Genomic DNA, 21,850 nt, shown 5'->3' on the forward strand with positions numbered 1-21,850 from the left:
GGGGGACGCTCCCGTGGATTGCAACCGAGTAGATACCACTCGAACAGATCGAGGACGAACTCGAATTCGTGTTCGCGTTCGGGATGGGTGACGACACTGGCCGTCACCCAACAGTTGAGGCCATGGATCGCGAATTGCAACCGATACCTGTGTCGAACACCCACCGGCAGCACGACCTCGTCGTCTGGGGGGCCACTGGCGTCGCTGGCCGCCTCGTCGCCGAGTATCTCACTGCACAGTACACACCGGACCAGCTCTCGCTCGCACTCGGCGGTCGCAGCGAGCGTCGGCTCCACGAACTGGAAACAGCACTCGGAGAACGGCGTTCTGCGTGGGATGACATCCCGATCGTCCTCGGCGACGCGACCGAGCCCGACAGTCTCCACGCCATCGCCGAAGACACGCGTGTCGTCTGTACGACGGTCGGCCCGTACACGACGTATGGCACACCACTCGTCGAGGCATGCATCGCCGCCGAAACGGACTACTGTGATCTGACGGGCGAGGTGAACTGGGTGCGGGAGATGATCGATCGATACCACGACGACGCGATCGAGGCAGGCACTCGAATCGTCCACAGCTGTGGATTCGACTCGATCCCCAGCGATCTCGGGACGAAACTCGTTCAATCGTTCGCCATCGACGAGTTCGGGACGCCGTGCGATATGGCATACATCTACCTGGAGGACAGTCGCGGGAGCGTGAGCGGTGGCACGATGGCCAGTGCAATCGAAGTGTTTCGCGCCGCGTCGACCGACCCACTTGCCCAGCAGACGCTTCGGAACCCGTACTCGCTGGCACCGAAAGGTGAGCGCGACGGCGTCGATCCGGGCGCACAGTCCGTCCCGAAAAAGGACCCCCTACGATCGGTGTGGACGGCTCCGTCGCCGATGGCGGTGGTGAACGAACGGGTCGTTCGACGCAGCAACGCGCTGCTCGGGTATCCGTGGGGGCGTGAGTTCGAGTGCACAGAAGTGTTTCCCACGGGCGACGGCCTCGGCGGCCCGGCACGTGCAAGCGCTGTCTGGGCGGGGATCATGGCCGCTACTGCTGGGATGGCGTTCGGTCCGACACGAGACGGATTACGTCGATTCGTGTTCCCGGATCCGGGCGAGGGGCCGACGAGAGAGCAGATCGAAAACGGGTATTTCACCGTCCGCGTACTCGGCCGTGGAACCGCCACTGACGGCCCGTTCGTCGTGGAGAGTCAGATTAGCGCCGATCGGGATCCGGGCTACGGCGCGACCGCGAGGATGCTCAGCGAGGCTGCGATGTGCCTGGTGCGCAACCAGACCGACTCACCGCTCGCGGGTGGAATTCTCACGCCGGCGTCAGGTATCGGTGACCCACTTGCTGACAGGCTTCGGCAGGCGGGACTGGATGTGGAAGTTGACGTGTGGGATAGTCCGCCCGCGTGACACGGTTTACTGTAAGTCATTTCCGGCGCAACCGTGATCCGGGCGGCGGTTGCGCCGGTAAATCGTACAGCAATCCGTATGAGACGTTCGACGCTGCGTTCGCCTACGAACTGCCTATCGCCCATATTCTTGCTGTTGTAGAGATGCTCAAATGCTTCTCACCGAAACTGATTCTCACAGTGTAATTCGCGTTTCAAGGCTGGGGCATTCGACGGAAGTCTATAGTAACAACTGAACCGATTTACACACTGATCGCACAGCCATCCTGCGATCAGGTGTGCATCGACTTTCAGTTGCTACTATATCAGTGGTGTGACGTTGCACCGAAGAGAACGTGATCTGGACTCTGAGACTCCGTGTACTCTCCAGACGAAAACGCAAACTCTTGCACGACCGGCGAGTGCCTTAAGTTGGACGCTGATCATAGATGGGTAATGAGTACACGAGCGGGCAGCCCCGACGGGACATTTTGGGGTGACGTCGAGGACGACGTGGCGCTCCACCGATATCGGACGCTCGTCAACACGATCGACGACGGCGTGTATCAGCTCGATTCGGACGGACACTTCGTCGCACTCAACGACGTGATCGTCGAGACGACGGGGTATTCTCGCGAGGAACTCCTCGGTGAGCACGTCTCACGTGTTCTCACTGATGGCGATATCGAACTCATCGAGCGCGAAATCGAGAATCGGACCGGAACTGAAGACGAGGACATTGCGACCTTCGAACTCGGCGTCCACACTGCCGATGGCGACGTAGTTCCGTGTGAATTACGGATCAACGTGCTGACTGAAGAGGGGGAGTTTCAGGGAACGATCGGCGTCGTCCGAGACGTCTCCGAACAAGAGCAGCGGCTGAAAACGCTCGATTCAGCACAGGCGTCGTACGATTCGATCACGAGCGTTCTCGACGAAGCGAACATCGGCGTCTTCGTTCTCGACGACGAGTTCGACGTCGCGTGGGCCGACGAGACGATCGAACGGTATTTTGGCCTCGATCGGGACGACCTCATCGGCCGCGACAAACGACAGGTCGTCCACGAACTCGTCGCGGACACGGTCGACGATCCAGACAGATTTGCAGAGACGGTCCTGGCGACGTACGACGACAACAGTTACATCGAGGAGTTCGAGTGCCGCGTCACGGCAGGCGACGTCCGTGAGGAACGCTGGCTCGAGCACCGGAGCAAACCGATCGAATCGGGTGAACACGCCGGCGGGCGAATCGAACTCTACTACGACATCACGGATCGGAAGCGATCGGAGGACGCCCGCCGTGAAACCGAAGAACAGTTCCAGTCGCTGATCGAGGCCGTCGAGGAAGATGCCATCCTTCGACTCGATGCGGAGGGTCACGTCGTCAGCTGGAACGAGGGGGCGAAGGAGATCAAGGGATACGACTCCGAGGAGATTCTCGGCCAACACGTCTCGACGTTCTACACCGAGGAAGATCGGGACGCGGGCGTTCCCGAGCGGAATCTCGAACGGGCCACGGAAGCGGGATCCATCGAAGACGAAGGCTGGCGCGTCAGAAAGGACGGCACACGATTCTGGGCGAACGTGACGATTACGGCGGTTCGGGACGAGGATGGGGCCCCTCGAGGGTACCTGAAAATCACTCGCGATATGACCGATCGGCGCGAGCGCGAACGGGAACTCGAGAGCGAACTCCAGCGGGTGTTCGGTCGGATCTCCGACGCCTTCTACGCAGTCGACGAGGAGTATCGATTCACGCACGTCAACGAACGGGCCGAGCAACTCCTCGAACACTCCGAACAGGACCTGCTCGGCGAAAACATCTGGGAAGCGTTCCCCACTATCGATCGGATGGACGACGTTCGGGACGCCTTCGAGACGGCGATGAACTCACAGGAGTCGACCAGCCTCGAGTTCTACAACGACAATCTCGAGTTCTGGGTCGAAGCGAATCTCTATCCCTCCGAGACCGGCATCTCGGTCTACTTCCGAGACGTTTCCGAACGGAAAGAGCGCGAGCGGGCAATCCGTGAGTCGGAACGTCGCTACCGGACGCTCGTGGAGAACTTCCCGAACGGGATCATCACCCTGTTCGACGAGGACCTTCGGTACACGCTCGCCGAGGGGCAGGCATTCGACTACCTTCCCCACTCGCCGGACGACGTCGAAGGCCAGTACCTCCACGAGGTGTGGGCCGACGACGTGGTCGAGACGATCGAACCCGCGTTCCGGGCCGCACTTGAAGGCGAGACGCAATCGGTTGAGGGCACGTCCGAGGGGCGCGAGTGGATTCTCCACGTCGTGCCCCTCGCGGATCGGGATGGCGAGATTCACGGAGGAATGACGATGGCCCTGGACATCACCGAGCGCAAGGAACGCGAGCGGGAACTGGCGAAGTACGAGACGATCGTCGAGACCGTCAACGACGGCATCTACACGGTCGACGAGGATGGCCGTTTCACAATGGTCAACGACGCGTACACCGAACTGACCGGCTACTCCCGGGAGGAACTGCTCGGGTCACACGCCTCGCTGGTCGTCGACGACGAGACGATCGAGCAAGCGAATGCGGCGGAGACCGAGATTACGGAAGGATTCACCGACGATCCCAAGCTGGAAGCAACGGTACAGACGGCAGATGGCGACCGTGTTCCCGCTGAAGCGACGTTCTCGGTATTACCCGGCGATGAACGCAAACGAATCGGCGTCGTACGTGACATCACCGAACGAAAAGAGCGCGAACGCGCCCTCGAAAAGAGCGAAGCGCGATTCCGGATGCTCGCCGAGAATCTCGAGGAAATGGTGTGGGTCGAGTCGCTCGACACGCGAGAACTGCTCTACCTTAATCCCGCTTCCGAGAGGATCTGGGGACGCGACCGGGAGTGGCTGTACGACAATCCCGCCGCGTTCCTCGAGACGATCCATCCCGACGACCGTCAGCGCGTCGAGCAAGCGTACGAGGCCGTGCCGGACGACGGATTCGACGAGGAGTACCGCATCGTTCGACCCGACGACGAGGTTCGGTGGCTCGACGTACAGGCTGTCCCAGTCCATAACGAGGAGCGCCAAATTCGCCGTATCGTCGGGATCGCCGACGATATCACCGAGCGCAAGGAGCGCGAACGTGCGCTCGAGGAGTCCGAACGGCGCTACCGGACGCTCGTCGAAAACTTCCCGAGCGGTGCAGTCGGCCTGTTCGACGAGGACGTGCGGTACACGGCCGTCGGCGGGGAGCTCGTGGACGATGTCGGCGTCTCTCCGGAAGATCGGATCGGAAACAGCGTCTACGACGTCTACCCGGACGATATCGTCGAAGAGGTGAAACCGTACTTCGAGGCAGCGCTGGAGGGCGAGGCGAATTCGTTCGAGGCCGAGTATCACGATCGAAGGCTGTTCGCCTACACCTTGCCCGTCAGAAATGATGCCGGAGAGGTGTTTGCGGGGATGCTCGTCGTACAAGACGTCACCGAACGTCGGGAGTATCAGCGCCAACTCGAGGCGTCGAACGAGCGCCTCGAACAGTTCGCCTACGCCGCCTCCCACGACCTCCAAGAGCCACTGCGGATGGTGACGAGCTACCTCCAGTTGATCGAGAATCGGTACGGCGATGCGCTCGACGAGGACGGCGAAGAGTTCCTCGAGTTCGCCGTCGACGGAGCCGAGCGGATGCGCGAGATGATCGATGGGCTGCTCGAGTACTCGCGCGTCGACACGCGTGGCGATCCGTTCGAACCGGTCGACCTGAACGACGTTCTCGAAGACGTGCACGAAGATCTGCAAATGCGGATCGACGAGAGCGACGCCGAGATCACGACCGACGACCTCCCTTGCGTAGATGGCGACGACAGCCAGTTGCGCCAGGTCTTCCAGAACCTGCTGAGTAATGCGATCGAGTACAGCGGGGACGAGTCACCGCAGATCGACATTTCCGCCACGCGTGATGAGGAACAGTGGATCGTTTCGATTCAGGACGAAGGGATTGGGATCGATCCTGATGAACAGGAGCGTATCTTCGAGGTGTTCCAGCGACTGCATACACCTGAGGAACACTCGGGGACAGGCATCGGACTCGCGCTGTGTCGTCGGATCGTCGAGCGCCACGACGGCGAGATCTGGGTCGACTCCGAACCCGCCGAGGGATCGACGTTTTCGTTTACCCTTCCGGCTGTCGATACCTGAACGGTCTGTGCTGACGTCGCCATCCTCGCTAATGCATGGTCAGAGAACGCTACATTCGCGCTGTGTGTCTTGCGGGGTGTGACGAGAGATCGATTTTCTGTCGGTAGGGGCGTGCGATATACAGAGCATGAGTTCCGAACGTCGATCGGCTTTATTTCGCCCTTTCGTCTCTGATATCCCCGGGAGAGAACCTGCGAACTTAGCGGAGTTGGCGATACGCACGAAGGAGAAGCGAAGCTGCTGTCCCAATACCGGGGATGCGCGAGGAGATCGCGGCGGCACCAAGCAGTAAGAGACCACTTGTCCGGCGGCCTTTCGCAAATTCCAGCGTCGCATCGATCAGTGTCGTCACAGTGCTTGCGCTTTTGAGCACGTCTGCCCGGTCACCTGTTGTTACCATTGGGTTCGGATGAAACGACGCTCTCTATCGAGAAAACACGGTAGGCCTGCGCCTGCCAGGAAGCGATACGGTAGTCCCGACTCCGTTCTGTGTTCCCCCTGCACTGAGCGTTCAGCCTTCTGTATTGATTGTCCTCTCGGTCCGTACCACATTCGCACTGTGGAACAAGCACACCTCTGTGACCACCGACATCGAGTCGGACGGGACGTGATCTTCCCATCACGCACGTTGTTCGGCGTTGCTGAGCGTCACTACAGAACGGGAATTCTCAGATCTGAACGCCCGTGATTACATCCGAGTCGCTTCCTTCGCTTCTTCGGCGTGTTCGAGCGCGTACTCCAACTGTCGGCGGTGAACCGCTTCCAGTTCGTCCACATCCGCGTCGGTGAGTCTCGTCGTCACGACCACGCCTGGGAGACTCGTCTTCAGTTGTGAACCACGCGTCTCAAGCATCTCCTCTGGGGTAAAGTCATCCATCGACATCGGTCCTGATAGGGGCGCTTGAAGCATCTACGTTTGCCCTTCGACGAGACGATGGGGGTTCAGGGAGATGATTCACGTGATCGAGATGCACGCTGTATTCAATACCCGATTAAAATATTCCCGGCCGCTGTCAGAAGGCGTGTATTGAATAGAGTGCTCTGTAGGATCACTAGACTGCGTCGACTTTGGAGCAATCGGGCCCGATTAATTGCGAGTACATATTGCCGAATATTTTCCAGGTGCTGATGGCTGGATGAACAGATTCCTGCAAAATCAAGAGACAGCAGTGGATTCCAGAGACTAGTCCAGTGGTTAACTGCTCTCCGACGATGGTAGGCTAATCACAGCGTCGTCTAGCGATCCTGCAGAGCATGAGTTCAGCGCGATAACACCCGTTCAGCGTGTCCTGGCCGGCGGATTCGACGTCATTATGGGTTCTGAATCCATCCTCTGTCATTGTTTTACCAGAACGTTATATATTCTTTGCGGACAGTTATATCAGGATAAACGGGAGAACGAGGCGTCTCACCGCTCAATTCGTACGCGAACAGAATGCTACGAGTTTTGCCACGTATTGATAACGACGATGGGACCTTGCTGAATACATAGCGCGAATGTAATATCTGGCGCTGCTCAACAACTAGGGGCTCGTTTGTCTGATGGAATCCATCGTAACTTACGGAGCAGATTTCATCATCGAATCAATACTATCATCTTGTCATGACATAATTTCTAATCACCGCCATCGTATTATATGGGGCGCTGATGTGCGAGAGTGTGAGTCGGTCCCATCCACTGCATGGGGCACTCAGAGAGACATGCGCCATGAGCGATAAGACACACCACACGACGAGGAAATCGGATGCCGAACCGGTGCGGGCAACCCGCCGCACCGCACTTCGCGGGGCGGGTCTCGCCGGCTTACTCGCGATGGGCGGCGCCAGCGCCACTGCCAGCCAACACTCCCCGGAGGCGAATACACACCAGGCTGAAAACGAGACAGAAGATGGCGAGCCAGTCCCGGTAACGTGGGAGAACTACCCGCGCGCAGAGTCCGACACGTACCTCGCACGATACGCCGAACTGGGCGGGTTCGGAGCGTTCTATCACCTCCGAGAACTGGTCCCCATCGACGAGCAGGACGTCATCCAGATGAATCGTGATACGCTCTACTCGGCTGGCGTCTTCGACCTGACCGAGCCTGTCACCGTCACCCAACCGGATACCGGCGACCGCTACCAGTTGCTGATCGTCATCAATCAAGACAACTACTTGCGGGGATCGTCCACGACCGCCGGCGAATACACGCTGACACAGGACGAAGTCGGGACGCGGTACTGTCTGGTCCTGGTCCGCACGTTATTCGATCCGAACGATCCGGACGACATCGAGACCGTCCACACCATCCAGGACGAGATCACGGCAAGTCAGGAATCGACCGGGACGTTCGAGATCCCCAACTGGGATCAGGAATCGCTCGAGGGAATCCGGGAGGCGCTCATCACAGTCGGAGAGACGATGGACGACTCCCGGGGCGTGTGGGGCGACGCCGACGAGATCGATCCTGTCAAGCATTTCCTCGGCACCGCGATCGCCTGGGGCGGAAGTCCGGAGACGGACGAGTTCGTCCTCTGGCGAACGCCCGAACGGAACGACGGCGACACGCCATATACGCTCACCGTCGACGACGTCCCCGTCGACGGGTACTGGTCGGTCACCGTCTACAACAGCGACTGGTACCTCGAGGAAAACGAGTACGACGCGTACTCGATCAACAACGTAACCGCAGAGCGAGACGACGACGGCAGCGTCACGATTCACTTCGGTGGTGATCCCGACCAGCCGAACTTCCTCTACACGCCAGAGCGGTGGAACTATACGGTCCGACTCTACGAGCCGCGCGAAGCGATCCTCGACGGGAGCTATCAGTTCCCCGAAGTCCAGCCTGTCGAGTAACAAGGGCGCGGCCATCGATGTTCTGGCGACTGAACCGGCGTGACTCGACCGTCGCTCGTCTTCCGCTTCGCACTGACGGTCGTGCTGAACTCATGCTCTGGGCCTTATTTAGACGCCTACTTTCATCGGTCAAAGCCCCCGATGGCGCGTTCGATGTTCCGCACCGCCGATTTCATGACAAGTTCGCAGAACTGACAGTATCAGATTCCCGACCACAGCGTCTCACCGTACCGACGGCGTAATCCGAAAACCACCGACTCAGCGTTCGGGCGTTGGTGATACGTCCGATCATCGATCAAGAGGTTCCTCACGTGGCCACGCAAATCCATCACTCTCGTCGGGATAAGCGGTGTGATACCTTCCGCCCGCAGTTTCGTGCGAAATGCCTCCCAGTCGTAGCCCTTATCGGCAGCAACGGCGGTCAACACGTCGAGGTTCCGCATCAGAACCTGTCAACCAATCTGTGTATCGTGCGGTTGTTTCATCGAACAGTGTGTATCGAGGATCGTACTGGTCTCGAAATCGACGAGCAGCGTGGTCTTTACCGCCTCGAACGTGTAATCGGTGCGTTTGGCGTAGTGCTGGCTGGCTTGGATGCGATCAACGCCGGTTGTATCGATTGCCTGAACATCATCGAGTTCGTACAAATCAACCGAAGAATCGAGGATCATTTGCCATCGTTCTATTGGGGTCTCCTGCTCTCGCGAACACACTGTCGAGAAGTGGAGGAGCGTTTCATTCGTCCAACCGAGTGATTTCGTCACCCTCGGCATTTCTCGCAGGACATCCAGCAGCTTCCTGTAAGGATGGCCGAGATACTCCTTAAGCCCCTGTACGGCGAGAATCACCCAATCGGCATAGCCCTCTTTTCCTGGTCAATAGGCCGGAGCCGGCCGGCCACGACGGCTTTTTGAGCGAACGATACAACCGTCTTCGTGAAGCAGTCGGTCTTGGTTTGCACACCCAATCTGTCCCGCTTCACTTCCTAGCAATTTGGTATTTTCCTAGATCTACTAGCAAGTCGACACCAGCTTCTCGGACGTCTCACTTCCCGGAACGGATCGTCTAAACGGAACTGTCTAGTTCTGCACCTCCGCAACTGGCACTTTTCCGTCAAGGGCTTGATGCGGTCTATGATGGTTGTAGTAATGTACGAGCTGTTCAAGCCACTTGCGGACGCTCGCCCGACTGGCCATCCATGAATTATAGAAGCAGTCGATTCGCATTTTGAGGGTGTGAAACTACTTTTCGATAAGGTTTCGGTCGGTATAGTTGACCCGACTGCTCAGTCCAACTCGGGAGGGCAGTCCGATAGCCACATTGATCGACGAGAAACTCAGCCCGGAAAGATCGTGTTTTTCGCGGAGTTTCTGCAGAAACGCAGCCGCCGGACCGGGATCATGTAGATCAAACAACACAACGTCGAGAATCAACTTTGTCTCGAGGTCTATTGCAGCATACAACCAAGACCACTCGCCGTTGATTTTGACAGTGGTTTCGTCGACAGTGACCTGCGATGGCGAAGCCATCGTCGGGTCGCGTCTGCTGTCAGCTAGCCGATGAATCCAGTTCCAAACGGCTCCGTGAGAGCGTTCAACGCCTAATTCAGCGAGAATCGTTGTTGTCTCTCGAAGGGAACAACCAGTCTGGTGGAGGCGGACGGCGACGCCCGTCAGGGCGTTCGCCGTCCGCTCGTCCTCTCAAGATTCTTCTAAATCCGCCTTATAGCTCTCGCCGAGCAGGTCTGCGAGCATCAACCAACTCGACTTTACGACCTGCTCACTTCTCAAACTGGCTCAACTAGACAGTGCCACTGCCGCTTACTTCCCCCGGTCAGCAGGACCCAGTATGAGACGAACTTCTGAGCCGAATGACCTCTAGGCGACGACCGACATCGAGTGTCTCCCGATGGCCGACGGCTACCCCAGTTTCGCTGATCACGACGAGGGTGTCTCACCCCCCGACCCACAGCTGGGAGACTCCCCATGCTGATCGCGACGATCTCCTCCTGACGGTCAGTCACTTACCGACGATGACCCGCCTCTCGACCAGTGTCAACTTCACCTAGAAATCGATGGCTGTAGACCACCACAATTCCACCGGGATTCGTCCCTCAGAATCGGCCACGAATCGGCCGCGTTGAGACTACAGGTGACCACCGGTTCCCACCACCGACGTCAGTGGTCGACTGGTCAGGATTCTCGCTTCGATTCGCCCTGCAGATGCGGCGTCGAATCCGCCGCTCTTTCATCATCGATGCCGACTCGATTCGGGCCCAATATCCGGCTCCGAATAAGCCACGTCTGACCCCTTGGTCACAGGGGACCGACTCGACCCGAGATCGCGACGATGACTCGCCCCGGTTCGCCGTCGATCATGGCGAAAGCTCCAGCGGTTGTATCACTTCTTTGAGAACGGTGGTGAGGTCGTCCGGTCACTGGCCGATCGGCGACCACAGACGCGGCGGGACACCGCTTCTTGATACACAGCAAGGCGCAGACATTCGACCTCGTCTCCACGAACTCGAAGTACGGGTTGATCTGGCGACAGTATCAATATTTGCTCAAGGGGGAAATGTGGCTAAGGTCTGTCATCTCGAGCAGGATTGCTCCCGCAGTTGGGACACTCGTTCCCTGCTTTTCGGACTTCCGAGATTGTAAGTTCGTATCCGCAGTTGGAACAGTCCATCATTTACGTATTGTTTGGTAGATGTCGATGTCTGTAAACGCTTCGTCGTTACGTGTGGCTGAAAGGGTGTTGCGTGGAATTGACCGGCACTGATCCCGGTGCGTTCACCGATTTGATTTCGACGTTGGCAGCACTGCTCGACTCCGAAAAGACGACGACCCGAATCAACGTTGTCTAAGTCCTCTCGAAGATCGCCGCGGAGTCTCCGGAGGAGGTAAAATCGGTTGTCCTGCAACTCGTCGGCAACATCGCCAGCGAAGACAAACCCGACCAGGTCAACGCGCTCTCGGCGTTCGGATCCATCGTCTCGTCGTACTCTGATGGGGCTGTCGGGGCGACTGACGAAATCGCCAACACCATCTCGACGGGTGAGTTTACGAACGTCCAAGCGAACGCCGTTGGCGTTCTCAGCGACATCGGGGCCGAATGCTCGGACGCGGTTGTCGACCACATACCGGTCCTGTGACGAGTATCGAGAGCGGCGACGAATACCTGGCAGGGAACGCCGCCGTGGAAATCGTCACGTTCGCCGCCGAGGAACCCGACGCCGTGGAGGACTGGATTCCCGCCCTCGTAGAACACCTGGACCATCCGACACCAGTCGTCCGTCGGAACGTCTGCAAAGCGCTTGGCCATCTGGAGGTCACCATTGTGGTTAATCAACTCTCATTGGTGGCCGACTCAGACCCCGACGACGGTGTGCAGGAAACCGCTTCGTGGGCAGTCGGTCAGCTCAGGACTGATCCGGCCACCGCTCGATGTAGCTCATTTTGTCCGTGTAGAAGTTGACAAGGTCCGAGCCCTGGGCATGGAGGTCGCCGAAGAACGAGTCCTTGCGTCCCCCGAACGCAAAGAACGCCATCGGTGCGGCCGTGCCAACGTTCACGCCCAGGTTCCCGGCCTCCACTTCGCATTTGAACCGACTAGCCTTGTGGCCGCTGTCAGTGAACAGACTCGCGGCGTTGCCGAAGTCGCTCCGGTTGACGACATCGACGGCCTCATCGAAGTCCTCGACGCGGACCAGTCCTACGATAGGACCGAAGTGCTCCTCGCGGACGATGGTCATCTCCGGCGATACCTCGCCGAACAGCGACGGACCAACGAAGTTTCCGTCCTCGTAGCCATCGACAGCCACGTCGCGCCCGTCGACGAGAAGCTTAGCACCCTCATCCACGCCAGACTGGATGTATCTCCTGATCGTCTCCTCGTGGTCGGCGCTGATGATCGCGCCTATGTCGACTCCGTCGTCGAGGCCGTACCCGACAGTCTGGTCGCGCATCTTCGCGACCATCTCGTCGGCGAACGCGTCATAGACCGAGTCCTCGACAACGACGACGTCGTTCGAGAGACAGCGCTCACCAGCACAGGCACAGGCTGAAGAGACCGTCTTTTCGGCAGCGTATGAGAGGTCGGTGCTCTCGGTGACGATGACGTGGTTCTTCGCGCCGCCCTGGGCCTGGACGCGCTTCCCATTTGCCGCCGCCGTCTCGTAGATGTGGCGGGCGACCGGCGTGCTGCCGACGAACGAGACGCCCACGATACCTGGGTGGGCGAGAATTTCGTTCACGGTGTCGGGCCCACCGTTGAGCAATTGGACGACACCATCCGGGAAGCCGGCCTGGTCTACTAGCTCGAAGATACGCTGGGTAACGAGGGGATCCTGTTCGCTGGGTTTCAGGATGAAGGCGTTGCCCGAAGCGACGGCATGGGGGAGGAACCACAGCGAGATCATCGCCGGGAAATTAAACGGCGTGATGCCGACGAACGTTCCGAGTGGCTCACGGACGGCACTCTCGTCAATGTCGGGTGCGGCGTTGGCGAGCGTGCCGGCTTGCTGGAGGCGCGGCATTCCACAGGCCACCTCCACGTTCTCGATACCGCGGCGAAGTTCGCCCCGGGCCTCGGCGCGAGTCTTGCCGTGCTCGCGGACCAGAAGTTCGGCGAGTTCGCCGATGTGCTCCTCGAGCAACGACTTCAGTCGGAACAGCGGCTGGATGCGGTCCTCGACGGCGGTGTTTCTCCAGTCGTTGTATGCTTCGTTCGCCGCGTCGACGGCCGCGTCGAGGTCCGTTGCATCGCTGAACGGGATCGTCGCCAGTCGCTCTCCGGTCGCAGGGTTGGTCACCGGCTGGCTGTCCCGCCCGGCCGGTTTCTGCCACGAGCCGTCCACATAGTTCTGTACCTCGCCGTCAGCGCTCAGGCTTGCTAGCATCACTGGTGATTCAAGTGAAGTAGGGAACAATAATAAATTTTCGGCCAGTAAAGAAGAGACGGTCGACGGACCGACCGCTGTTCGACGCACATGTACCCGTGCTTCGATTCACCTCGCCAGAGACGGTCCGGGACACTGGCGCACTCGTCGTGTTCGAACGGCAGTCCCTCTCAGAGTAGCGAGTCCTGGAGCTGCCGGAGCTGGTACAGCACCGAATCCGTGTCAAGGGTAACGTCGTCCGTCGACACTGGCTGGTCGGTGGCGATGGGGCGAGTCACCTCAGCACCGCTCAAGAGTTCGAACGGGACCAGGTCGGCCTCCGCGGCGACCGAAGCGTCCTCGAGCTGTCCATAGACAGTGTCGCCGCCGCCTCCGTGGATCGTCTCGCCGGGTTCGAGGTCGCGCTTCGCAGCCGCCACCACTTCCGTGGTCTGCTGGGTGACCACGCCTGTGGCCCGGTCCTGGAGTGCCGCCCTGGCAATGGACACCAGCGTCTCTTGGGGCAGGTGGAACGGCCTGTGGAAGACCTGGTACCGACCATCGGACGTGGTGTTGATGTTGTAGCGCTGGTCGAGGTAGATCTGCGTGGCCTCGTTGGGGGCCTCCGTCACCACGAACGCGCTGGGGTTGTCGCCGGACGGTGTGACAGCGTCGATGACCCCGGTCCGGTCTAGAACGCCTCCGTCGGCCTTGGGTCGCAACGTCTCGAGCAAACCATCACGGTCAGTCTCCGGCATGTGGATGCCGCCCGTGTCCGGCGGGAAGCCGAGCGCGTTCGCCGCGGCAGCGAGTTCGACCGCGACCTTCGTGCCGTCGAGGAAGGTGTTGTACATCCGGGCATCGGGCTCGTTTTCCTCGATAAACGAGTCTGGCAGGTCGTACCGCTTCAGGGCGTCCTCGTGGGTTGCGTGGGGCGCGAAGGTCAGCTCCGTACCCTGGCCAGCGGCGACGACGTCGAACCCCTGGAGACGTGCCCAATCGGCGAGACGCACGACCTGCGCGGGTTCGTCGCCGTATGCCATAGTGTAGGTCACTCCCCGATGAGCCGCAAATCGGGCCAGCAGTGGTCCCACCGTCGCATCTACCTCGACGCTCACCATGACGACGTCGTTGCCGGCCTCGATAGCTTCCCAAGCGTGGCGGGCACCCGCCTCTGGATCGCCGGTCGTTTCGACAACTACGTCGACCGGTGCACCGGCAGCGGCGACGCCGTTTGTTGTTGCGACGCGCCGGTCGGCCGACAAGGCGTCCCGGATGCCGTCTCGGGTCTCCTCAACGTCCACGTCCGCCTCGGGAACCCCGACTTCTCGGAAGGTCCCCGTGGCTTTCTCCAAGTCGAGGTCTGCGAGGACGGCCGGGACGACCCCAGGTGTCTCCTCGATCTGGTACGCGAGGTGCGATCCGTACACGCCTGGACCAATCAGCGCCACCGTAATCGGCTCTGCTACGCGCTCCATCAGCTGGGCTCTGACTTCCATCTGTACCGCACAATTTTCGAGAGGTTATTTAAGTGTTATGTCGGGACGCGTATCAAAGGTCGACGCTCCACGTTTATCGCCAAGGGCGGCGATGCTGCCTTATGTACCAAATATCCCGTAAACGCCAGTACCAGGGCCTCTACGATACGGTCCTGCGACACGACGAATCTGCGTACTGGTCTGTAACCACTCTTTCAACCGTCGGGCCGGTGCACCGACTAACGTGAAGGGATCGACCACAGGCCGGGAGCTGATACCCGATCTCTCCGGACGTTACGGCATTCTCTCATACAGAACCGGTCCGACAGAATCCGCAGTCGACAGCAGACGTGCGAAGGTCATCAGTGTGTACGCGACGGAGAAGACGACAGAGAGGGGATAGGGTCATCCGTGCCACCGTCCGAACGAGCGGTATTCTCATTATCCTCCGGTCTAAGGCTTGGGTATGACCGACAATGCACGGAGTGGGAATCACGACCGGATCAAGTCAGTCAGCGTCTCGCTGGACATCGTGACGACGTTGGAACAGGGCCCCCCCAGAACGATCACTGAACTGGCCGATAAGCTGGACCGATCACCGAGCAACGTCCTCGCACATCTCCGTACACTCCAAGAACGGGGATTTGTCGTCGAGGAGCACAACCGGTACCGGCCCGGGCTTCGGTACTACGAAATCGGCACGGCTATCAGGGAAGAGTATCCGCTGTTCGTGCACGGGACCCAACCTGCGGACGACCTGGCAGCCGATACGGGCGAGTTCGTCTGGCTGATGGTCGAAGAACGCGGGCGCGGGTACTACATCTACAAATCGGCGGGGGACGCCGCCGTCGAGAGTGGAGCGTACACGATGGGGAGCCGATGGCCCCTTAATGCGAGTGCCAGTGGTAAAGTGTTGCTTGCTCACATGGACGACACTAAAGCTGAGTCCGTTCTCGACGCACACGAGATGGAACAAGTAACGCCGAACACGATTACCGACCGGGCAGAACTGGAAACCGAACTCGAACAGGTCCGCGAAGAAGGCGTCGCCCGCGACCACGAGGAGTCGGCAGTTGGCATCCGTGGCGTAGCCGCACCGGTCCAGGGACTCGACGGTCTCATCGGTGCGGTAGCGATATCTGGTCCGGCCAGTCGGATCGAAGGCGAATACTTCCACGAAACACTTCCGAGAAAAATCGCCCAGACAGCTGATATTATCCGGATCCGGTATAATGGTGACGCGGCCGTCGATGGATAGGCACCGCTTGCAAAGGGGGCGTTCGCCTACGACGCGACCCGGTGTATTACATTCGTATGGCTGTAATCCAATCCGCTCCTGCTCACCTGGTCTGGGCATTACGCCCGAACCCAACGATCGACGTTGCCAGTCCAAACAGGTGCAACCATATCGTTCGGGTCACCCAAACTGGACCCATCAGTTTCCGTCCAGGCGAGAATTCGCGTCAATGCGGTCGTCCCGCAGTAGACGTGCTTTGCTGGCGGGTCCTGGGTTGGACATGTACGTGGATCCATTTTTGCTACCACTGTCCCCGCCGACACCAAGCGGCATTTCGCAGGAGAGAATTTCAGACCGCCACGATCATCTGCCCGGCGATTAAACGAAGTATGGATCGACCACAAGATTCAGGAGGTCGCCCGGCAAATCCACGTTTGACAGAACGAGTTGTTCGTATACAGATGGCCGAACATCACGCGACGACGTCAAGTCACCGAGGAGTACCGGGAAGGCACACGTGAGTTCGTACAGACACTTCGCGCTGTTCGTCGCTCTCGCGTTCATATGGGGTTCCCTGTTCGTCTTCATCAAGATTGGATTACCGTACGTGCCTCCGGTGCTGTTCGCAGCGCTCCGGCACGATCTCGCCGCCGTGCTGACGTTGGCGTACGCGGCGGCCGTTTCGGAGCAGTGGCGCCCGCGGTCCCGAGCGGACTGGTGGCTCGTCGGCCTCGGTGCCACCTTCTTCGTCGGCCTGTACAACGCGTTCCTCTTCGTCGGTCAAGGGGACGTAACCAGCAGTATCGCGGCGATTCTCACGGCGACGAACCCGATCCTCGCGGCGATGTTCGCGTGGGTCCTGATTCCGGCGGAACGCCTTTCGAAAACCGGGGTTGTAGGTCTCTTCCTCGGTTTTGTCGGCGTGGGTCTGGTCGCAAATCCCGACCTCTCGGGCCCCCTGGGAGCAGAGACGGTCGGTGCCGGACTCGTGATCCTCTCGACCGCCTGTCTGGCGTTCGGGAGCGTTCTCGTCCAGCGCGCCAGCGGTGACCTGTCCACCGCCGGGTTCGTCGGCTGGTCGAACCTCTTGGGTGCCGGCTTGCTACACGTCGTGAGCCTCGGACTGCCCAGCGAATCACTGTCGGCCGTGGACCTAACTGGTGAGGCACTATTCGCGATCGTCTACCTGGCCGTCGTCGGAAGCGGGCTCAGCGCGATCATCTACTTCCACCTACTTCACGCACTGGGCGCCGTCGAGATCAACCTGGTGTCCTACGCAGCCCCCATCTTCACCGCGGTCCTGGGCTGGCTGTTGCTGGCCGAGACGCTATCGCCGCTGAGTGTCTTGGGCTTTCTCACCATCTTCGCCGGCTTCGCTCTGGTGAAAAACGACGAACTGCGGGCCGAAGCCCGGAAGCTTTCCTGGCAGTCGCTCGGCCGCAGTTGAGCCTCTTAGGCGGCCGGTCGACCAGCTACCGTGCCGTGGTTGTTCTGCACGATGGCGTTCACTCACCGCGTTCGACACTAGGGCCGCCGCTTCTTCTGCGGTCACAGACAGGCCGCCGTCGACACCGGGGCACCGTCCGTCTATAACCTGCTCCCTCTTCGAACAGGGGCGCCGATCCGAGACGTCGCGGACGCCCGTCTCACGTCCACAAATAAGATATATTATACATAATTGTAAATTATATATGGGGATGATATCTTCGACCGATCCCGGGTGAGTGGGCGTCGCCTCGAACCGTCGGGTCGTCACGGTGGTCACTGACGGTACCACAGGTAGGATGGACGCCGGCCGAGGCTGCCGGGGAGGTGGATACTGTCGCAACAATCTCCTCCGAAATCGTGCGTGAGGCGCGTGGAGGAAACGTAAGCGTCGTGTCTCACGTCTCGAACTCTTCTTGGGTCGACTACGATCGGACTCGATTGCTGGCACCGGAGATGTGGATGCGACCAGCACCTCGTCTGCCCGGCTACGACTGCGGATCCAGCGAGGCGCGGCCGACGCCTTTGCCCGCAGACGCCTCGAGAGCCGCCTCGAACTCCGCGAGGCCGTACGTCTCGTCCAGGAGGTCCCCGTAGGGATACACATCGATGGTGTCCGCGAGGAAGCCGAGTGCCTTGCGCAGGTACCAGGGGTCGTACTGCACCATCGCCTCGACCGTGATGGACTCGCGAGTGAGTTGCCCCGGGTCGAAGTCGACGACGGATCCGGGATTGATGTTGCCGACCTCCAGGTACCGCCCGCCCGTTCGCAGGAGCTCGATGCCCTCGGTGAACGCCTCCGGCACGCCCGCGAGCTCCGCTGCGACGTCCGCCCCTTCTCCGTCGGTGAGTTCCATCACTCTCTCAATACGTTCGTCGATACTACTGTATTCGTTCATGTCTACGACGTGGTCTGCACCGAACCGCCTGGCCAGGTCAAGACGGTTCTGTGCGCCCTCGACTACGATAACTTCTGCCCCTCGCTCGTTCGCGTACGCGGTTGCGTTGAGTCCGAGCCCGCCGGCGCCCTGGATCACCACCGTCTCGTCGTACTCCAGGTCCACCTGGTCGAGTCCGAACATAACCTGCGACAGCGCACAGTTGGCCGCCGCGGCCACACTCGGAACCTCCGTAAGCGCGTCGGGAACCTTGTAAAAGTGCTGGTTCGGGTGGACGTAGTAGTGCGTGCCGTACGTCCCGTGGAAGTGTGGGAACTCCTCAAGGGACTTGGTCTTGTACGAGTACGACTCCTGGCAGTTGTGGAACTCTCCCCGGGCGCAGGCGCTGCAGTGTTGGCAAGTGAGATAGTACACCGGGGCGACAAGGTCGCCCGGTGAGATCTCGTTGCCGGCGTAATCCGTCTCGACGCCTGGCCCGAGCTCAGTGACGCGACAGACCGCCTCATGACCTAAGACCATGTTCACGAAGGGGTCGCCGAGTCGTCCCTCGGAGATATGTACGTCCGAGCCACATACGTTGGTACGCACCACTTCAGTGACTACGGCGCCGGGCTCAGGCTCCGGCACAGGATGTTCGCGCATCGCAAGTTCCCCTGGTTCGTAAAAGTAAACGACCTCACCGGTCGGCCTGGACGTCTGGCTTTCCGGGTTCGGGTCACCGTCCATAGACGCCCCTCCCGGCCGGTTTCGCCCTCGATGTGTCAGCCGGGCCTCTCTCGTTCTGACGGTCGGCGGACGGCCCTCTAGAACGAGCGGCCAGGTGAGGAAGGTGGGGCCGCTGCGGACGCGGTTCCAGTCGTGCGCTTGCCAATCGATCTTTCCCCGAAGTTCGGCAGCGCGAGTCCTCTGATATCGCTCTGTTCGTCGGTTCTGGGATTGGTGCTGTCTCGGTATTCACAGCTCATCTGGCGAGGGTCAGCGGCACGAAGGTTCTGCCACACATGGTGGTTCTTATAAGTATTGACGACCAGGCCCGTCTGGAGCAGGTTAGCTGCGAGCTACCACGTCGAACGGTACGTGTCCGACCACGCGTCCACCTCACGCGGACAGGTTTACGTACTTGATGAAGAACTGCATCAGGTCCTTCTCCGCCTTCCGCAAGTGTTGGGAGGCGGTCGTCTTGGCGATCCCCAGGTCGTCCGCGATCTCCTCGAGCGTACAGCCGCGGGGCACGTCGAAGTAGCCGGCCTCGAGGGCCTCGTTGAGGACGCGCCGGCGGCGCGGCGTGACGGTCTCGAACAGCTCTGCCCACTCGGTGACGCTGGGCGTGATGCGGCGCTGAAAGTCCCTCGAGACGTATTCGATCGTCACCGGGCCGAACCGCTCGAGCAGGTCGACGGCCTCCGCGAGGTCTTCACGCTTCGATAGCAGGAGGTCGAAGGTCTCTCGACCGTCCCGGACCTCGCCGAAGTTCGCCAGCGGGATGAACCCCTCGTGGAGAAGCACCTGGAGTGGAGTGAACTCGAAGTACTGCCCTTTGATGATGACCGTCGCGGTTACCCGATCCGCCCCCTCGACCTGGTATCGCTCGATCACGTCGATTGTGTCCGTCGTCTCGTGTTCTCGAATGACGTCAATAACGGCTTCGCACTCGTTCTCGGCGGCCTCAAGGGCGAACAGCCCGAAATACCGCCGGTCGCGATACGTGGAGGCCAAGAACTGACCGGTGACGTCGTACCGGTCGAGCTCTGCCGTCCAGTCTCCCTCGTATCGGACGCTTAGTTTGGCTGTGAGCATTGGTCTGTAGAGCACCCCGGCGATAATAAGTGGCCGTGTCCGGGCGGATTACTGTGATGGGATCAGCGTCGCCCGAATGACGTCACGGTTCTCGGAGTGTTCCAGTGCAGCCTCCACGTCCGACAGCGGATACTCGGTATCGATCAGGTCGTCGTACGGATAGCTGTCGACCGTCTCCGCAAGCAACTGAAGCGACTCGTAGAGCGTCCAGGGGTCGTACTCGACGGCCGTCGTGACGTCGATGGACTTCCTGGTGAGCTTGCCGGGGTCGAAGTCCACCTCGTGGCCCGGCCGGACGTTCCCCATCTCGAGGTAGCGCCCGCCGGTCCGGAGCAGTTCGATCCCTTCGGTGAACGCCTCCGGGACGCCCGCAACCTCGACGCCGACGTCGGCCCCGAGTCCGTCGGTGATCTCCTCGACCCGTTTGACCCGCGCCTCCACGGTTTCGTCCTCCCGGAAGTCGATGACGTGGTCGGCACCAAACGCCCTGGCCTGCTCGAGGCGCCCGTCAACGCCGTCGACGACGATGGTCTCTGCGCCGTACTCGTTGGCGACCACGGTCGCGTTCAGCCCGAGGCCACCGGCACCCTGGATGACCACCGTCTCGCCGAACTCGAGACCGACCTGGTCGAGACCGAACTTCACCTGTGACAGCGCGCAGTTGGCCGCCGCCGCGACGTTCAGGTGCGACTCGAGTTCATCGGGAATCTTGTAGAAGTGGTTGTCCGGGTAGATGTAGTAGTGGGTGGCCCAGGGGGCGTGGAAGTGCGGCCAGATCTCCGGGGACTTCCCGGTGTGTTCGTAGTCGTTCTCGCAGCGGTAGAACTCGCCGCGGCGACAGAACTCGCAGGCCTGGCAGGTCTGGAAGTAGACCGGTGCGACCAGGTCACCCTCCTCGATCGGGTTGCCGGCGCTGTCGGTCTCGACGCCCTCGCCGAGTTCGGCTACGCGAACGAGTGCCTCGTGACCGAGGACACAGTCCTGGAGGGGGTGGTCGCCCTTCCAAACGTGGAGCTCCGACCCGCAAACGTTGGCGCGAACGACCTCGGTAACGACGGCGCCTGGCTCCGGTTCGGGTACCTCGTACTCCCGGAACTCGAGGTCCTTCGGACCGTTGATGTAGACGAGTTCGCCCGTCTCCGCGGCCTCGTCCGTCTCGCCGGTTACGTCGCCAGAACTGGTCATGCGTCCTCGCTGGTGGCCTCGGCCCGGACGTTCGGAACGTCCTCCGGCACTTCGTCGACGTAGCCCCGGTAGTCGAGGTAGGCACGGAAGGCGACGATCTCGTCGTCGTCGTTGAACTCCATCACGTCACAGAGGGGGACGCCGTCTGCCGACCGGCCGACAGCCGTCTCGCCGTCGAGGTAGCCCTCGCAAACCACGACGTTTCCGTCCTGGTGGAAGGCCTCCATGTGGTGTGCGCCGCCGGTGAAGAACTCGGCGTTGTCCTCGTAGAACTGCCGGATCTCTTCCCGGCCACGAACGACCCCGGCCCGCGAGGAGTGGACGACCGGGTCCTCGGCGTACAGCTCGATGACGTCGTCTGTTCCAGCGTCGGAACTGTCCATCAGCTCGAAATATCGTTGTGCGACTTCGACGCTCATCCGCAAGTACGTTGCCGCGGACGCCGGATACTGTTTTAGGCAAACATAGTTCGGCGT

At 60.3% G+C, this 21,850-nt stretch carries 15 protein-coding genes and 2 pseudogenes; 6 read left to right on the forward strand and 11 right to left on the reverse strand.

Translation table 11 applies throughout. The features are described 5' to 3' along the window. Positions 1-149 precede the first annotated feature (149 nt). Together MUN73_RS17685 and MUN73_RS17690 are read left to right on the forward strand one after the other, a co-directional pair. Entirely contained in the window at positions 150-1,418 is a 1,269-nt protein-coding gene (locus tag MUN73_RS17685; protein ID WP_250141834.1) for a saccharopine dehydrogenase family protein, read from the forward strand. Positions 1,419-1,852: 434 nt separating this feature from the next. Then, complete coding sequence (locus tag MUN73_RS17690; RefSeq protein ID WP_250141835.1) at positions 1,853-5,575, forward strand: PAS domain-containing sensor histidine kinase; 3,723 nt, start codon at positions 1,853-1,855, stop codon at positions 5,573-5,575. Positions 5,576-5,774: 199 nt separating this feature from the next. Here MUN73_RS17690 and MUN73_RS17695 read toward each other — a convergent pair whose 3' ends face one another. Beyond that, the gene (locus MUN73_RS17695) at positions 5,775-5,975 is read right to left on the reverse strand and encodes a hypothetical protein (protein WP_250141836.1); all 201 of its coding nucleotides are present in this window, start codon (positions 5,973-5,975) and stop codon (positions 5,775-5,777) included. Between the two features lie 288 nt (positions 5,976-6,263). Then, positions 6,264-6,458, reverse strand: a complete 195-nt coding sequence (locus MUN73_RS17700) for a hypothetical protein (protein ID WP_250141837.1) — start codon at positions 6,456-6,458, stop codon at positions 6,264-6,266. An 825-nt stretch (positions 6,459-7,283) separates the two neighbouring features. Here MUN73_RS17700 and MUN73_RS17705 point away from each other — a divergent pair. Beyond that, complete coding sequence (locus MUN73_RS17705) at positions 7,284-8,414, forward strand: DUF1214 domain-containing protein (RefSeq protein WP_250141838.1); 1,131 nt, start codon at positions 7,284-7,286, stop codon at positions 8,412-8,414. 122 nt (positions 8,415-8,536) lie between these two features. On the opposite strand, the pseudogene MUN73_RS17710 reads toward MUN73_RS17705, so the two are convergent. The 3 genes and pseudogenes from MUN73_RS17710 to MUN73_RS17720 form a co-directional block, all read right to left on the reverse strand. Then, positions 8,537-9,396 (reverse strand): annotated as a pseudogene (locus tag MUN73_RS17710) (IS5 family transposase). Positions 9,397-9,493: 97 nt separating this feature from the next. Beyond that, positions 9,494-10,168: pseudogene (locus tag MUN73_RS17715) on the reverse strand (IS6 family transposase). Between the two features lie 1,108 nt (positions 10,169-11,276). Then, entirely contained in the window at positions 11,277-11,738 is a 462-nt protein-coding gene (locus MUN73_RS17720; RefSeq protein ID WP_250141839.1) for a hypothetical protein, read from the reverse strand. On the opposite strand from MUN73_RS17720, the gene MUN73_RS22805 reads away from it, so the two are divergent. Next, the gene (locus tag MUN73_RS22805) at positions 11,619-11,891 is read left to right on the forward strand and encodes a HEAT repeat domain-containing protein (RefSeq protein ID WP_465261004.1); all 273 of its coding nucleotides are present in this window, start codon (positions 11,619-11,621) and stop codon (positions 11,889-11,891) included. The two genes, MUN73_RS17720 and MUN73_RS22805, sit on opposite strands and share 120 nt — an antisense overlap. On the opposite strand, the gene MUN73_RS17725 is transcribed toward MUN73_RS22805, so the two are convergent. Both MUN73_RS17725 and MUN73_RS17730 read right to left on the reverse strand, forming a co-directional pair. Continuing rightward, the gene (locus MUN73_RS17725) at positions 11,836-13,314 is read right to left on the reverse strand and encodes a CoA-acylating methylmalonate-semialdehyde dehydrogenase (RefSeq protein WP_250141840.1); all 1,479 of its coding nucleotides are present in this window, start codon (positions 13,312-13,314) and stop codon (positions 11,836-11,838) included. The two genes, MUN73_RS22805 and MUN73_RS17725, sit on opposite strands and share 56 nt — an antisense overlap. 170 nt (positions 13,315-13,484) lie before the next feature. Further along, entirely contained in the window at positions 13,485-14,792 is a 1,308-nt protein-coding gene (locus MUN73_RS17730) for an SAF domain-containing protein (RefSeq protein WP_250141841.1), read from the reverse strand. A gap of 445 nt (positions 14,793-15,237) precedes the next feature. Between MUN73_RS17730 and MUN73_RS17735 the strand changes: the two genes are divergently transcribed. Continuing rightward, complete coding sequence (locus tag MUN73_RS17735; RefSeq protein ID WP_250141842.1) at positions 15,238-16,029, forward strand: IclR family transcriptional regulator; 792 nt, start codon at positions 15,238-15,240, stop codon at positions 16,027-16,029. A gap of 496 nt (positions 16,030-16,525) precedes the next feature. Continuing rightward, the gene (locus tag MUN73_RS17740) at positions 16,526-17,455 is read left to right on the forward strand and encodes a DMT family transporter (RefSeq protein ID WP_250141843.1); all 930 of its coding nucleotides are present in this window, start codon (positions 16,526-16,528) and stop codon (positions 17,453-17,455) included. Between the two features lie 526 nt (positions 17,456-17,981). Here the strand turns inward: MUN73_RS17740 and MUN73_RS17745 are convergent. From MUN73_RS17745 to MUN73_RS17760, 4 genes are all read right to left on the reverse strand, one after another. Beyond that, on the reverse strand, positions 17,982-19,118 hold the full coding sequence (locus tag MUN73_RS17745; RefSeq protein ID WP_250141844.1) for a zinc-binding dehydrogenase: 1,137 nt from the start codon (positions 19,116-19,118) through the stop codon (positions 17,982-17,984). 372 nt (positions 19,119-19,490) lie between these two features. Continuing rightward, a complete protein-coding gene (locus MUN73_RS17750; protein WP_250141845.1) occupies positions 19,491-20,189 on the reverse strand; it encodes a helix-turn-helix domain-containing protein in 699 nt (232 codons plus the stop codon). A 48-nt stretch (positions 20,190-20,237) separates the two neighbouring features. Next, complete coding sequence (locus tag MUN73_RS17755) at positions 20,238-21,374, reverse strand: zinc-binding dehydrogenase (protein ID WP_250141846.1); 1,137 nt, start codon at positions 21,372-21,374, stop codon at positions 20,238-20,240. After that, complete coding sequence (locus tag MUN73_RS17760; RefSeq protein WP_265339282.1) at positions 21,371-21,793, reverse strand: nuclear transport factor 2 family protein; 423 nt, start codon at positions 21,791-21,793, stop codon at positions 21,371-21,373. The genes MUN73_RS17755 and MUN73_RS17760 overlap by 4 nt, the downstream gene beginning before the upstream one ends. Positions 21,794-21,850: the final 57 nt, after the last annotated feature.

The sequence above is a fragment of the Halosolutus amylolyticus genome (assembly GCF_023566055.1).
In the GTDB taxonomy this organism is placed as follows: Archaea; Halobacteriota; Halobacteria; order Halobacteriales; family Natrialbaceae; genus Halosolutus; species Halosolutus amylolyticus.